Source organism: Streptomyces sp. NPDC001941 (assembly GCF_040296945.1).
Taxonomy (GTDB): Bacteria; Actinomycetota; Actinomycetes; order Streptomycetales; family Streptomycetaceae; genus Streptomyces.
In genome coordinates this window covers 1-13,116 of record NZ_JBEOYE010000158.1, presented here as the reverse complement: position 1 = coordinate 13,116, position 13,116 = coordinate 1, and the positions used below count along the sequence as shown (strand labels likewise).

The 13,116-nt window shown below is 73.0% G+C and carries 12 protein-coding genes; 3 read left to right on the top strand and 9 right to left on the bottom strand.

Features of this window, described 5'->3' with window-relative positions; genetic code table 11:
- Positions 1-269: carboxyl transferase domain-containing protein (locus ABT160_RS44650; RefSeq protein ID WP_351655497.1), on the bottom strand; the 269-nt coding region annotated here is incomplete at its 3' end.
- A gap of 449 nt (positions 270-718) precedes the next feature.
- Here ABT160_RS44650 and ABT160_RS44645 point away from each other — a divergent pair.
- The 3 genes from ABT160_RS44645 to ABT160_RS44635 all read left to right on the top strand — a co-directional run bounded on the left by ABT160_RS44645 (position 719) and on the right by ABT160_RS44635 (position 3,313).
- Positions 719-1,168: a hypothetical protein gene (locus ABT160_RS44645; protein WP_351655494.1), complete on the top strand. Its 450-nt coding sequence runs from the start codon at positions 719-721 to the stop codon at positions 1,166-1,168.
- A 24-nt stretch (positions 1,169-1,192) separates the two neighbouring features.
- Positions 1,193-2,527 carry an NsdA family TPR-like regulatory protein gene (locus tag ABT160_RS44640; RefSeq protein ID WP_351655491.1) on the top strand — a complete coding sequence of 445 codons (1,335 nt, stop codon included), beginning with the start codon at positions 1,193-1,195 and terminating at the stop codon, positions 2,525-2,527.
- Between the two features lie 177 nt (positions 2,528-2,704).
- Complete coding sequence (locus tag ABT160_RS44635) at positions 2,705-3,313, top strand: YceI family protein (RefSeq protein ID WP_351655488.1); 609 nt, start codon at positions 2,705-2,707, stop codon at positions 3,311-3,313.
- Positions 3,314-3,383: 70 nt separating this feature from the next.
- Here the strand turns inward: ABT160_RS44635 and ABT160_RS44630 are convergent, their stop codons facing one another.
- From ABT160_RS44630 to ABT160_RS44595, 8 genes are all read right to left on the bottom strand, one after another.
- Positions 3,384-4,733, bottom strand: coding sequence for a hypothetical protein (locus ABT160_RS44630; RefSeq protein ID WP_351655485.1), 1,350 nt, complete (start codon positions 4,731-4,733; stop codon positions 3,384-3,386).
- 90 nt (positions 4,734-4,823) lie between these two features.
- Entirely contained in the window at positions 4,824-6,443 is a 1,620-nt protein-coding gene (gene cimA, locus ABT160_RS44625; RefSeq protein ID WP_351655482.1) for a citramalate synthase, read from the bottom strand.
- A gap of 310 nt (positions 6,444-6,753) precedes the next feature.
- Positions 6,754-8,082 carry an MFS transporter gene (locus ABT160_RS44620; protein ID WP_351655479.1) on the bottom strand — a complete coding sequence of 443 codons (1,329 nt, stop codon included), beginning with the start codon at positions 8,080-8,082 and terminating at the stop codon, positions 6,754-6,756.
- Between the two features lie 105 nt (positions 8,083-8,187).
- Positions 8,188-8,727: a TetR/AcrR family transcriptional regulator gene (locus ABT160_RS44615; RefSeq protein WP_351655500.1), complete on the bottom strand. Its 540-nt coding sequence runs from the start codon at positions 8,725-8,727 to the stop codon at positions 8,188-8,190.
- A gap of 62 nt (positions 8,728-8,789) precedes the next feature.
- Entirely contained in the window at positions 8,790-9,842 is a 1,053-nt protein-coding gene (locus ABT160_RS44610; RefSeq protein WP_351655476.1) for an agmatine deiminase family protein, read from the bottom strand.
- 109 nt (positions 9,843-9,951) lie between these two features.
- Complete coding sequence (locus tag ABT160_RS44605; RefSeq protein ID WP_351655473.1) at positions 9,952-10,452, bottom strand: tetratricopeptide repeat protein; 501 nt, start codon at positions 10,450-10,452, stop codon at positions 9,952-9,954.
- Positions 10,453-10,542: 90 nt separating this feature from the next.
- Positions 10,543-11,631 (bottom strand): branched-chain amino acid aminotransferase, encoded by a 1,089-nt coding sequence (locus tag ABT160_RS44600; protein WP_351655470.1) that lies wholly within the window; start codon positions 11,629-11,631, stop codon positions 10,543-10,545.
- A gap of 241 nt (positions 11,632-11,872) precedes the next feature.
- A complete protein-coding gene (locus ABT160_RS44595; protein WP_351655468.1) occupies positions 11,873-12,922 on the bottom strand; it encodes a 3-isopropylmalate dehydrogenase in 1,050 nt (349 codons plus the stop codon).
- Between the last annotated feature and the right edge of the window lie 194 nt (positions 12,923-13,116).

The following is a 13,116-nucleotide window of genomic DNA, read 5'->3' as shown; positions in this document are numbered from 1 at the left end:
CCGGTGATCACACCATCGGTGTACGGCTTCTTCGCCTCCAGGCCGAACCCCTGCGCACGATGCCGCCGCAGCTGCTCCACCTCATTGAACGAACCGGCATCGAGCAGGAGCTCGATACGCTCCCGGGCCGTCAGCTTCCCCTTGGCGTGCTGCGCCTCGGTCGCCTTCTCACTCGGCCCGCGCCGGGCAGCCTCGCGCAGCGCGTGCAGCTCGGCCACCCGCCCGCGGGCGTCGCTCGGCTCGCCCTGGGTCTCGTCCACAACGGTCATGTATCGACCCTACGAAGACCGCCAAGAAAATCCCGCCGTCACTTCCGTACAGTCTCGGGACCTTCTTCCTGTGAGCCCTGAACAGAACGGGACCGGAGTGCAGCCGAACCACCAGCTCAGGGGCACACAGTTTTGTGGGGTGCCAACAAGGGTTCAGGTGAGAGTCACCTCACAGGTGTAGGCGGTGGCAGCGGGGCGCACCAGGTGTGGGAGTAGCGGGTGGGGCGGGCGGCGGAGGCGGAGAAGTCCCCGACGACGACGGCCTCGCCGTGGACGGGCCTGTCGCAGCGGACGCAGTGCTCGCCCGGTGGGGCGGGGACGGTGAGTGGGGGCCGGAGGGTGGCCGGGCGTACCGTTGCGGCCCGGGGCCGCCTGTTCTCGTGCATGGGGAAACGGTCGCAAGTACGGCGGGCGGGCGGGACGCGACAACCTGGGACAGGGAGTCGATCATGAGACGGGTCGCGATCACGGGCACGCGGGACACCGGCCACCGGGGCGAAGGCGACTACGAGCGGCTCTTCGAGCGCTACCTCGCGCCGTTCGCGTTCGACGCGCACTTCTACGTCGGCGGCGCCGTCGGCATCGACACCCTCTGCCTGCTCTGGCTCGCCCGTGCCACGACCGCCCGGATCACCGTCGTCGTACCGGGAACGGTCTCCCAGCAGCCGGCCGCCGCGCGGCGGGCGGTCACCGTGGCGGCGCACCGGGTCGGCGAGCTCGTGGAACTGGGGGCCGCCCCGCTGCACTCCCCCGCCTACCACGCGCGCAACCGGTGGATGGTGGACAGGGCCGAGCTGACGGTCGGCTTCCCGCACGGCACGAAGCCGTCGTCCGGAACCTGGCAGACGCTCGACTACACGGCCGCGTCGGGGAAACCTCGGCTGATCGTCCCCGTATGAGCCCTTTCTGCGCCACGATGAAGCATGGACGACCTCCGGTCGGGAGCCTCGGCGCTGCGCCGGCTGCGGCAGCGGCGCGGCCTCTCCTGCGCGGCACTGGCCCGCGCCCTGACAGATCAGGCCGTTGAGCTCGGGCTGCCCCGCCTGCCGTCCGTCGCCAGCGTCCAGCGCACCCTGACGCGCTGGGAGTCCGCGAGTCCGACGCGCCCCGACCACCGCTACCAGCTCCTGCTGGCGCACCTCTACGGGCGTACCCCGGCGGGCGGGTTCGCGCTGGGCGCCGGTTCGGACTTCGCCGAACTCATGGAAGCCCTGGCCCGTCTCGGGGAGGGCGAGCGGCAGCTGTGCGAGCTGCGTGCCGCGATGGTCCGGGCCGCGACCGCCCGAGGGGGCGGACCGCTGGTGCTGCTGCCGCCCTCGGTGCAGGGGTCGGTGGCCGCGGCCCTGGCGGACCCCGGGCGCGCGGACGGCGACCTCGTCGAGGGCCTGTCCACGGCGGTGGCCGAGGTCAACGCCCAGGTGGGCGCCGTACCGATGGTGCGTCTGCGGCTCGTGCTCGACCCCCTGGCACAGGCCTGCCGCCAGTTGCTCGCCGGCCCGGTGGCCGAACCCCTGCTGCCCGGCCTGCGGCTGGTCGCCGTGGCCGCGCACACGCTGAACGGGCGGCTGGCGTTCGAGACCCGCGACGACGCGGCGAGCCGGGCCGCGTACGCGACGGCGACGGCCGAAGCCGCGCGGCTTGAGGACCCGTGGCACCGCGCCGCGGTGCTCCTCTCCCACGCCCTCACGGCGCTGTACTCCCGGCCGGACCCGGCTCCGGCACGCCGTCTGGCGGACGCCGCGGTACGGGACGCCTGCCGGGGCGGCAGTCCGACGGTACGAGCACGCGGCCACGCGCTCCAGGCGGAGCTGGCGGCCCGCGCGGGAGCGCCGCGCGCGGCGCGGGACGCGCTGGGGCTCGCCCGCTACGACCTGGAGTCCGACCGGTCGGGCGATCCGTCTCCGGGGAGCTTCTCGACGGAGCACCTGCGCGGCTTCGAGGGGGTCTGCGAGCTGTACGCGGGCGACGCCGCACGGGCGCACGCCCACTTCGGCGAGGCGGTCGCCGCCCTGGCCTCGCCGCGTGAGCGGGTGCAGCGCGCCATCGTCGCCACCGACCAGGCCCGGGCGCGCATCAGGATGGGCGACCCGCGCGCGGCGGTGGACCTCCTGCACGAGTGCGCGGAGGCCGCCAGGTCGAGCGGCGGGCGCGTCCCGGCGATCCGCCTGCGGCACGCCCGGCGGGATCTGCGGCCCTGGAGCCGGGAGGACTGGGTGGCCGACCTGGACGACCACCTCGTGGACGCGCTCGGCGCGTGAGGCGGAGTGTGCGTCCGCCGTCTGGCTGGGAAACGGCGCCGCGCGGGTCGTGATGTTGAAAGTTGAACCGAATCGCGCTACAGTCATTCTCGTTGAAGGTTCAACAAGAACGTTCGACAGCACGACACGCAACGAGGGCGCCGGACCCCGACGCCCGCCCCGACCGAGGAGCTCGTCATGGGTCTGTTCAACCGCAAGAACAACGCCGCCGCCCCCGCCCCGGCCGCCATCCCGGTCGACCCGGCCCTCGCCGCGCTGACCGGTGACTACACCATCGACGCCGCCCACAGCAGCATCGGGTTCACCGTGCGGCACGCCATGGTCACCAACGTGCGCGGCAGCTTCGGGGAGCACGAGGGCGCCCTGCACCTCGACGGCGGCGACCCGGGCAAGTCCACCGCCACCATCGACGTGAAGATCGCCTCCATCGACACCGGCATCGGCGACCGCGACAACCACCTGCGCTCCGGCGACTTCTTCGACGCCGAGACCTACCCGCTGATGACCTTCCGCTCCACCCAGGCCGAGCAGCTGGGCGGCGACAAGTACCGCATCACCGGCGACCTCACCATCAAGGACGTCACCCGGCCGCTCTCCATCGACCTGGAGTTCAACGGCACGGCCACCGACCCCTACGGCAACCAGCGCGTCGGCTTCGAGGGCAGCGCCGAGATCCTGCGCTCCGACTGGGGCCTGACCTGGAACGCCGCCCTGGAGACCGGTGGCGTCATGGTCAGCGACAAGGTCAAGCTGACCTTCGACATCTCGGCGATCAAGGCCGTCTGAGCAGTAGCGGTAGCGGTAGCAGTACGGCGTCGGGGGCGTGGCTCGGGAGAGAGCCGCGCCCCCGCCGGGCTCAGAAGCCGCCGCCCCCGTCGAAGCCCCCGCCACCGCCACCGAAGTCCCCGCCGCCGAAGTCGCCCCCGAAGTCCGAGGGGTTGAAGTCCGCGCCCGAGACGTCGCCGCCGTCGAAGCCGCCGCCGCCGTATTCCGCCGCGTACGCCGGGGTGGCCAGCATCGAGCCGAGCATCGTGCCCACCAGCAGGCCGGGCAGCATCCCGCCGCCGAAGTAGCCGCCCGCCCACGGGCCGTACGCCGGGCCCGCCTCCCAGTACGGGCGCGGGCCCTGCTCCGTCAGGACCGTGCGGGCCACCGGGTCGAGGCCGTCGCGCAGCCGGGCCGCGTCCGCCGCGCACACCGGCACCTCGCGCGCCGCGCCGCCCGCCGGGGTCCAGGAGGCGTCCTCCACCGAGGGCCCGTGGCGCGGGTCGAAGAAGCAGGGCGCGCGACGCTCCGGCAGCGGCCTGCCCTCCCGGCGCGCGGCCAGCAGCGCCAGCGAGAACCGGCCGTCTTCGAGCGCCTCGGTCACCCCGCGCACGTCCGAGGGCCGCGCGGCGGCCCCCATCAGGGACTTGGCCTTGTCGTACGAGTCCAGCGCGCGCTCGTAGTCGGCGCGCATCGCGTCGTCGGCGCCCTGCTCGCCCGGCTGGAAGTCGAGGCGGTCCAGCTCCTCGCCGAACGCGGTGATGTCCTCGTCCACCACGACCGCGAGCTTCTCCAGGGCGGCCCGCTCCTCTTCCTCCTTGCGCCTGCGGTTGCGGCGCACCAGCGCGTAGCCGCCCGCGCCCGCCGCCACCACGACCGCGCCGCCCGCGACGAGGGCGCCCGTGCCCGGGCCCCCGCCGTCCCCGGAGCCCGTGGAGCCCCAGGAGGCCGGGGCGTGCCCGCGCGCGGTGGGCAGGGCCTGGTCCACGAAGTTGTTGAGCTCGGTCTTGGCGTCGACCCCGGGCGCCCGGACCGAGGCGATCAGGTTCTGCACGGACTGCGGGGAGAGCACCGAGCGGTCGGCGGCCGCGCTGAAGCGGTCCCCGAGCCGCACCGCGTACGCGCCGGTGACCCCGGTCTGGGTGCGCAGGTTGCGGATCAGGTTCTCCGCCGGGAACTCCGCGGTGGCGGGCAGCACGGCCACGAACACCGGCTTGCCCGCGTCCGTGATCTTCTTCGCCAGGGCGTCGGCGTCGGCCTGCGACAACTGGTCGCGCGCGCCCGGGTCGACGTACACCGGGCCCTTCTTCAGGGCCTGCGCCGCGTCGGAGATCCCGCCGGCCCTGGCACCCGCCGAGGGCGCCAGGACCAGGAGCACCAGGAACGCCGGTACGGCGAGGAGCGAGAGGACGGGGAACAGCCTGGACCACCTGGTCTTCATGCCTTCGACGCTACCCGAAGGCATCCAAATGCGGACATCCGCGTTCAGAACCTTTCAGGAACGTCTCCCCCGGCCGAGGCCCCACCCCCTTCACTCCGCCGGGTCGATCCCCAGCCGCAGCAGTCCGTACGTGTACGCGTCCTCCAGCGCCTGCCAGGACGCGGCGATCACGTTCTCCGCGACGCCCACCGTCGACCACTCCGCGGTGCCGTCGCTGGTGGTGATCAGCACCCGGGTGGTGGACTCGGTGCCGTGCCGGCCCTCCAGGATGCGGACCTTGTAGTCGGTCAGCTCGAACTTGGCCAGCTGCGGGTAGGTGCGCTCCAGGCCCAGCCGGATCGCCCGGTCCAGGGCGTTGACCGGGCCGTTGCCCTCGGCGGTGGAGACGATGCGCTCACCCTTGGTCCACAGCTTCACGGTCGCCTCGTTGGCGTGGGTGCCGTCCGGGCGGTCCTCGACGATCGCCCGCCAGGACTCGGTGCGGAAGTAGCGGCGGGCCCGGCCCTCCAGCTCGGTGCGCAGCAGCAGCTCGAACGAGGCGTCGGCCGCCTCGTAGGTGTAGCCGCGCAGCTCGCGCTCCTTGATCCGCTCCACCACGCGCCCGACCAGCTCGCGGTCGTCGCCCAGGTCCACGCCCAGCTCGCGGCCCTTGAGCTCGACCGACGCGCGCCCGGCCATGTCGGAGACCAGCATCCGCATGGTGTTGCCGACCCGCTCGGGGTCGATGTGCTGGTAGAGGTCGGGGTCGACCTTGATGGCGGAGGCGTGCAGCCCGGCCTTGTGGGCGAAGGCGGAGACGCCCACGTACGGCTGGTGCGTGGAGGGGGTCAGGTTGACCACCTCGGCGATGGCGTGCGAGATGCGGGTCATCTCCGACAGGGCGCCGTCGGGCAGCACCCGCTTGCCGTACTTCAGCTCCAGGGCGGCGACGACCGGGAAGAGGTTGGCGTTGCCGACCCGCTCGCCATAGCCGTTGGCCGTGCACTGCACGTGGGTGGCGCCCGCGTCGACGGCGGCCAGGGTGTTGGCCACGGCGCAGCCGGTGTCGTCCTGCGCGTGGATGCCGAGCCGGGCGCCGGTGTCGGCGAGCACGGTGGCCACCACGGCCTGCACCTGGGCGGGCAGCATGCCGCCGTTGGTGTCGCACAGGATGACCACGTCCGCGCCGGCCTCGGCGGCGGCCCGCACCACGGACTTCGCGTACTCGGGGTTGGCCTGGTAGCCGTCGAAGAAGTGCTCGCAGTCGACGAACACCCGGCGGCCCTGCTCGCGCAGGTGGCCCACGGTGTCGCGGACCATCGCGATGTTCTCGTCCAGGGTGGTGCGCAGCGCCAGTTCCACGTGCCGGTCGTGCGCCTTGGCGACCAGGGTGATCACCGGGGCGCCGGACTCCAGGAGCGCCCGGACCTGCGGGTCCTCGGCGGCCTTGCCGCCGGCCCGGCGGGTGGCGCCGAACGCGACGAGCCTCGCGTGCTTGAAGTCGATCTCCTGCTGCGCGCGGGCGAAGAACTCGGTGTCGCGGGGGTTGGCTCCGGGCCAGCCGCCCTCGATGAAGCCCACGCCGAAGTCGTCCAGGTGCCGGGCGATGGTCAGCTTGTCGGCGACGGTGAGGTTGATCCCCTCGCGCTGGGCGCCGTCGCGCAGCGTGGTGTCGAAGACATGGAAACTGTCGTCGACGACGAACTTCTCGTCGGTCTCCGTGTCGGTCATGGCTGGGTTGACTCCTGTCGGATGCGTGACTCCGGAAGTTCGCGCACGTCCCGTCCCGGCCGTGGTGGGGCCGGAAAACGAAAAAACCCCTCGCGGGTGCGAGAGGTCTGCGCGCGGGTCGGGAGCGGTGGCCGCCGCCGCGGGGTGTCGCCGCGGGTCAGCGTCCACTGCGGACCGGCGCGCTGCTGCCGATAATCATCGTGGTAGCGAGCACGGGGGCAGTCTGCCACACAACCCCCGCGCCGCGGATCCCTGGTCTCAGCATGCGAACCGCCGTGGACGGCACGGACCGTGCGGGGCGGTCAGGCGGTCAGCGCTCGGCCGCCGCCCGGTCGTCGAGCCGCTCGCCCGCGGCGGCGGGCTCCTTGCCGACCCGGCCCAGGTCGATGTCCCGGGTCTCGCGCATCGCGAGGTAGACGACCAGCGAGACGGCGGCGCAGCCCGCGACGTACCAGGAGTAGCCGGACTCGACGCCCGCGTTCTTGAACCACAGGGCCACGTACTCGGCGGTGCCGCCGAACAGTGCGTTGGCGATGGCGTACGGCAGCGCGACGCCCAGGGCCCGTACCCCGGTGGGGAACAGCTCGGCCTTCACGCACGCGTTGATCGAGGTGTAGCCGGTGACCACGACCAGGGCGAGCAGGGACAGGCCCAGGGCCGGCCAGAAGGACCCGGCGTGCTTGAGCATCGCCATGATCGGCACGGTCAGGAAGGTGGAGCCGACCGCGAAGGTGATCAGCAGGGGGCGGCGGCCGATGCGGTCGGAGAGCCGGCCCGCGAGGGGCTGCAGGCAGGCGAAGACGATGAGCGCGCAGAAGGAGACGAGGGTCGCGGTCCGCTTGGGCAGGCCCGCGGAGTTGGACAGGTACTTCGTCAGGTAGGTGGTGTACGTGTAGTAGGCCACCGTGCCGCCCATGGTCAGGGCGACGACCAGGAACGCCTCGCGCTTGTGCGCCCACAGCGCCTTCAGGGTGCCCTTCTCCCCGGCCGGGGTGTCGTCGGCGCCGTCCTGGTAGACCTCGGTCTCCAGCATGGTGCGGCGCAGGTAGAAGACGACGGCCGCGCCGAGCGCCCCGACGATGAACGGGATGCGCCAGCCCCAGCTGTGCAGCGCCTCGTCGGACATGGTGCGCTGGAGCACGATCTGCAGGCCGAGGCCGAGGATCTGGCCCGCGGTCATCGACACGTACTGGAAGCTGGAGGCGAAGCCGCGGTGGCGCGGCGCGGACGCCTCGGTGAGGTAGGTGGCGCTGGCCGCGTACTCACCCCCGACCGAGAGGCCCTGGAGCAGCCGGGCGACCAGCAGCACGGCGGCGCCGCCGTACCCGGCGACCGCGTAGGTGGGGGCGATCGCGATGAGGACGGCGGAGGCGGACATCAGGGAGACGGTCAGGGTGAGCGCCGCCTTGCGGCCCTTGCGGTCGCCGACCCGGCCGAGCAGCCAGCCGCCGACGGGGCGCATGAAGAAGCCGACGGCGAAGATGCCGGCGGTGTTCATCAGCTTCGCGGTGTCGTTGCCCTCGGGGAAGAACGCCCCGGCGAAGTACGTGGCGAAGCTCGCGTACACGAACCAGTCGAACCACTCGACCATGTTCCCGGCCGAGCCGACCCAGATCTTCTTCCACTGGTCTCGTCCCATGATCCGCAACCGTGCCGCAGGGGGCGGGCGGCCGACAAGGGCGCATCGCGCAACGATCGCGCCTACTTGCGTGCGTTGCGTTCACGCGCGCGCCCTGACGGCCCCTCAGGGCGCGAGCGCCTCGCGGGTGAACTCCCGTACGTGCTCCAGGACCCCGGCCCGCTCCACCCCCGGCAGCCCCACCGCGACGTGCACGCTGAAGCCGTCGAGCAGCGCCCGCAGCCGGGTCGCGAAGCGCTCCGGGTCGACCCGGCGGAACTCCCCGCGCGAGGCGCCCTCGGCGAGCAGGGCCACCAGGTCGCGGTGCCAGGCCCGTTCGATGGCGGCCTGCCGGGCGCGGGCCTCGTCGTCCGCGCCGCGCGAGCGGTTGAAGACCTCCAGCCACAGCGTCCAGTGCGGGTCGCGCGGCCCGTCGGGCAGGTAGAGGCTCACGTAGCCGTCGAGCCGCTCGGCGGCCGGGGTGGCGGCGGACAGCAGGACGGCGCGCTCGGCGCCGAGGCGCGCCTCGCTCCACTCCAGGGTGCGCAGCAGCAGCTCGTCCTTGGTGCGGAAGTAGTAGAGGAGGTGGCCGCTGCTCATGCCGACGTCGCGGCCGAGCCCCGCCATCGTGAGCCCGTCCAGGCCGCGCTCGGCGATGGTGGCCATGGCGGCGGCGAGGACGTCCTCGCGGGGCGGGGCGGCGTTGCGGCGCCGGGTGCTGTCGCTGGTCACCCGTCCGTTGTACCGGATCGGCGGCCGGGCACCCGCGGCTGCTGCTGCGTGATGCAGTGGATGCCGCCGCCGCCCGCGAAGATCGTACGGGCGTCGACGAGGGTCACCGTGCGCTCGGGGAACAGCCGGCGGAAGATCCCCGCCGCGATCTCGTCGCGCGGGTCGTCGAAGCCGCACAGCACCACGCCGCCGTTGCACAGGTAGTGGTTGATGTACGAGTAGTCGGCCCAGCCGCCCTCCTCGTCGCGCACCCGGGTCGGCGCGGGCACCTCCACGACCTCCAGGCGGCGGCCCTTGGCGTCGGTCTGGCCGCGCAGGAACTCGGCGATCCCCGCGCACAGTGCGTGGTCGGGGTGCTCGGGGTCGGGCTGGCTGTGCACGACGACGGTGCCGGGACGCGCGAACGCGGCGACGATGTCGACGTGGCCCAGGGTGCCGTAGCCGTGCGGGGGGTAGTCGGCGGTCAGGCCGCGCTCCAGCCAGATGGCCTTGGTGGTGCCGAGCTTGGCGTGCACCTCGGCCTCGACCTCGGCGCGGGTCCAGCCGGGGTTGCGCTCGGGCCCGAGCTGCACGGTCTCGGTGAGCAGCACGGTGCCCTCGCCGTCCACGTGTAGCCCGCCGCCCTCGTTGACCAGCGGCGAGTCCAGGACCGGGACCCCGGCCAGGTCGGCGACCTGGGAGGCGATCTTGGCGTCGTGCTCCCAGGAGGCCCACTCCTGGGCGCCCCAGCCGTTGAACACCCAGTTCACGGCGGCCAGTTCGCCGTCGGGGCCGGTGACGAAGGTGGGGCCGATGTCCCGCATCCAGGCGTCGTCGAGCTCGCGCTCCACCAGGTCGACGTCCGGGCCGAGCAGGGCGCGGGCGGACCCGGCCTGGCCGGGGCCGTGCACCACGGTGACCGGCTCGAAGCGGCGCACGGCCCGGGCCACGGCGGCCCAGGCGGCGCGGGAGGCGTCGAGCTCCTCGGCGGAGGAGAAGGTGGTGTTGGCGCCGGGCCAGGCCATCCAGGTGCGCTCGTGGGGTGCCCACTCGGGCGGCATGCGATACATGGGGCTCCTCTGGTTAGAGTGTCACTCTAACCGTAGAACATGGGATCTGGCAGGGTGACACGCCAAACGTTTAGAGCGACGCTCAAATCAGGCGTTACCGCGCGGGGCCTCAGAAGGTCGCCGAGAGGTCCTCGGCGTACGTCTCGATCGCCCGCCGGTACCGCCGTACGCCCGGGTCCTCGCTGGTCGCCGCGAGCAGGTCGAGCAGCAGCCGCATCGCCTCCTGGTGGCGGCCGGTGTTGTGCAGCGCCATCGCCAGGAAGGTGCGCAGCGCGCCGTCGGCGGGGAACTCCCCCACCGCCCGGGTCAGCAGCTCCTCGGCGTCCCGGTAGCGGCCCAGCGCCCGGTAGGTGCTGCCCAGGCCCAGCATCGCCCCGGCCCGGTCACCGGCCGACAGCCCCTCGCCGCCGAGGGCGCGCTCGTAGTGCGGCACGGCCTCCGCCTCCAGGCCGAGCACGTCGTGCGCCCAGGCCGTCTGGTAGGCGACCTCGCCGTCGCCCGGGTGGCGCTCCGCGAGGGCGACCAGGCGCCGGAGGGCCTCCTCGCGCTCCCCCGCGCCCCGCAGGCGCACCGCTTCGGCCAGCTCCCGGTCCCGCTCCTGGTTCGTCATGGCCGCCATTATCGGCGGGCCGCGTGCGCGGGTACGAGGAAGGGCCGCGCCCCGGTCGGAGCGCGGCCCTTCGCGAGCGGGCGGGGCGGGTCAGCCCAGCTTGCGGGTCCAGCCGTGCAGGTCCTCGGTCGTGCCGGTCTGCACGTCGAGCAGGGCGCGGCGCAGCTTCATGGTGACCTCGCCGGGCTCGCCGCCGGACTGGGTCCACTCGCCGCGGGCGGACTTGACGGTGCCGACCGGGGTGATCGCGGCGGCGGTGCCGCAGGCGAAGACCTCGGTGAGGGTGCCGTTCTCGCTGTCCTTCTGCCACTGGTCGATGGAGACCCGGGACTCCTCGGAGGCGTAGCCGAGGTCCTTGGCGAGCTGGAGCAGGGTGTCGCGGGTGACGCCGGCCAGCAGCGAGCCGGTGAGCGTCGGGGTGACGATGCGGTCCCCGTACACGAAGTACAGGTTCATGCCGCCCAGTTCCTCGACCCACTTGTGCTCGACGGCGTCGAGGTAGGCGACCTGCTCGCAGCCCTTGGCGGCGGCCTCGGCCTGGGCGAGCAGGGACGCGGCGTAGTTGCCGCCGGTCTTGGCGTCGCCGACGCCGCCGGGGACGGCGCGGACGCGGTCCTCGGAGAGCCAGATGGAGACGGGCTTGACGCCACCGGGGAAGTAGGCGCCGGCGGGCGAGGCGATGACCACGAAGAGGTACTCGTTGGCGGGCTTGACGCCCAGGCCGACCTCGGTGGCGATCATGAACGGGCGCAGGTAGAGGGACTCCTCGCCGCCGTGCGGCGGGACCCAGGCGATGTCCTGCTGGACCAGCAGGTCGCAGGCCTCCAGGAAGGTCTCGACGGGCAGCTCGGGCATGCCGAGGCGCCAGGCGGAGTGCTGGAAGCGCTTGGCGTTCATGTCCGGGCGGAAGGTGGCGACGGTGCCGTCGGGGCGGCGGTAGGCCTTGAGGCCCTCGAAGATCTCCTGCGCGTAGTGCAGGACGTTGGTGGCCGGGTCGAGGGAGAGCGGGCCGTAGGGCACCAGCTGCCCGTCGTGCCACCCGCGGCCCTCGGTCCACTTGATCGTGACCATGTGGTCGGTGAAGTGGCGGCCGAATCCCGGGTTGGCCAGGATCGCCTCGCGCTCCCCGTCGGACAGCGGGTTGGCGGAGGGCTTGAGCTCGATCGTGGGCGTCGTCATGTCTGCGTGTCCTTCACCGGATGGGTTGTGACGGACCGCGCTCGCACGTCGCGCCACGCGCCGGTACGCCGTCGGGCGTGCCGGGGAGCGGTGCGCTGAGAGGGGCCCCACGTTCGATTATCGCTCGTGTGGGCCGTCTGCGGTCCAGGGGTCGATGGTGGCACCCCGCCGCCGCATGCGTACAGCCGCCGGGTGCGTGGTGCGACCCGGCGGCTGTACGTGTCTGTCCGTGCCGCGGGGCCTAGCCGGCTACGCGTACGGCGAGGGCGTCGCCGATCTCCTCGGTGCCGCGCACCGTCTCGCCGCGCTCGCCGAGGTCGGCGGAGACCGCGTCCTCGACCCGGACGGCCTCGGCCTCGTAGCCGAGGTGGCGCAGCAGGAGCGCGACGGAGAGGACGGTGGCGGTGGGGTCGGCCTTGCCCTGGCCGGCGATGTCCGGGGCGGAGCCGTGCACCGGCTCGAACATCGAGGGGAACTCGCGGGACGGGTTGATGTTGCCCGAGGCCGCGACGCCGATGCCGCCGGAGACGGCCGCGGCGAGGTCGGTGATGATGTCGCCGAAGAGGTTGTCGGTGACGACCACGTCGAACCGGCCCGGGTCGGTGACCAGGTAGATGGTGGCCGCGTCCACGTGGATGTACTCGGTGGTGACCTCGGGGAACTCGGTGGCCACCCGGTTGAAGACGTCCGTCCACAGGTGGCCCGCGTGGGCGAGCACGTTGTTCTTGTGGACGAGCGTGAGCTTCTTGCGGGGGCGGGCCTGGGCGCGGGCGAACGCGTCGCGGACCACGCGCTCGACGCCGAAGGCCGTGTTCACCGAGACCTCGGTGGCGACCTCGTGCGGGGTGCCCTTGCGGATGGTGCCGCCGTTGCCGGTGTAGGGGCCCTCGGTGCCCTCGCGGACCACGACGAAGTCGATGGCGGGCTCGCCCTTGAGCGGGGTGGCCACGCCGGGCAGCAGCTTGGAGGGCCGCAGGTTCACGTGGTGGTCGAAGAGGAAGCGGAGCTTGAGCAGGAAGCCGCGCTCCAGCACGCCGGACGGTACGGAGGGGTCGCCGATGGCGCCGAGGAGGATCGCGTCGTGGGCCTTGAGGGCCTCCGCGTCCGCGTCGGTGAGGGTGTCACCGGTGGCGTGGTAGCGCTTGGCTCCGAAGTCGTACTCCGTGGTCTCCAGCTTCACGTCCTGCGGGAGCACGGCGGAGAGGACCTTGAGCCCCTGGGCCACGACCTCCGGGCCGATGCCGTCACCGGGGATCACTGCGAGATCGATGCTGCGAGAACTGTCCGACATGCCCAGGACCCTACTCCGCGTCCCACGAACTGACACCCGGCGTCCGCGATGTGGACAGCACCGCGTTCACGTGCGGCAGGCGGGGCCCGTGTTCACGTACGGCGGGCGGGCCCACGGGGGCATGCGTCGATGCGCTCGCCGGGCCCGGCGAGCGCATCGGCCGCTTAGAGGGGGGCCCCCGCGGGGAGTGACCC

Excerpts from the sequence above, each read along its gene's own strand:
- ABT160_RS44605 (WP_351655473.1), bottom strand. The coding sequence starts at position 10,452 with ATGACGAACCAGGAGCGGGACCGGGAGCTGGCCGAAGCGGTGCGCCTG.
- ABT160_RS44600 (WP_351655470.1), bottom strand. The coding sequence starts at position 11,631 with ATGACGACGCCCACGATCGAGCTCAAGCCCTCCGCCAACCCGCTGTCC.
- cimA (WP_351655482.1), bottom strand. The coding sequence starts at position 6,443 with ATGACCGACACGGAGACCGACGAGAAGTTCGTCGTCGACGACAGTTTC.
- ABT160_RS44645 (WP_351655494.1), top strand. The coding sequence starts at position 719 with ATGAGACGGGTCGCGATCACGGGCACGCGGGACACCGGCCACCGGGGC.
- ABT160_RS44640 (WP_351655491.1), top strand. The coding sequence starts at position 1,193 with ATGGACGACCTCCGGTCGGGAGCCTCGGCGCTGCGCCGGCTGCGGCAG.
- ABT160_RS44635 (WP_351655488.1), top strand. The coding sequence starts at position 2,705 with ATGGGTCTGTTCAACCGCAAGAACAACGCCGCCGCCCCCGCCCCGGCC.
- ABT160_RS44595 (WP_351655468.1), bottom strand. The coding sequence starts at position 12,922 with ATGTCGGACAGTTCTCGCAGCATCGATCTCGCAGTGATCCCCGGTGAC.
- ABT160_RS44615 (WP_351655500.1), bottom strand. The coding sequence starts at position 8,727 with ATGGCCACCATCGCCGAGCGCGGCCTGGACGGGCTCACGATGGCGGGG.
- ABT160_RS44630 (WP_351655485.1), bottom strand. The coding sequence starts at position 4,733 with ATGAAGACCAGGTGGTCCAGGCTGTTCCCCGTCCTCTCGCTCCTCGCC.
- ABT160_RS44610 (WP_351655476.1), bottom strand. The coding sequence starts at position 9,842 with ATGTATCGCATGCCGCCCGAGTGGGCACCCCACGAGCGCACCTGGATG.
- ABT160_RS44620 (WP_351655479.1), bottom strand. The coding sequence starts at position 8,082 with ATGGGACGAGACCAGTGGAAGAAGATCTGGGTCGGCTCGGCCGGGAAC.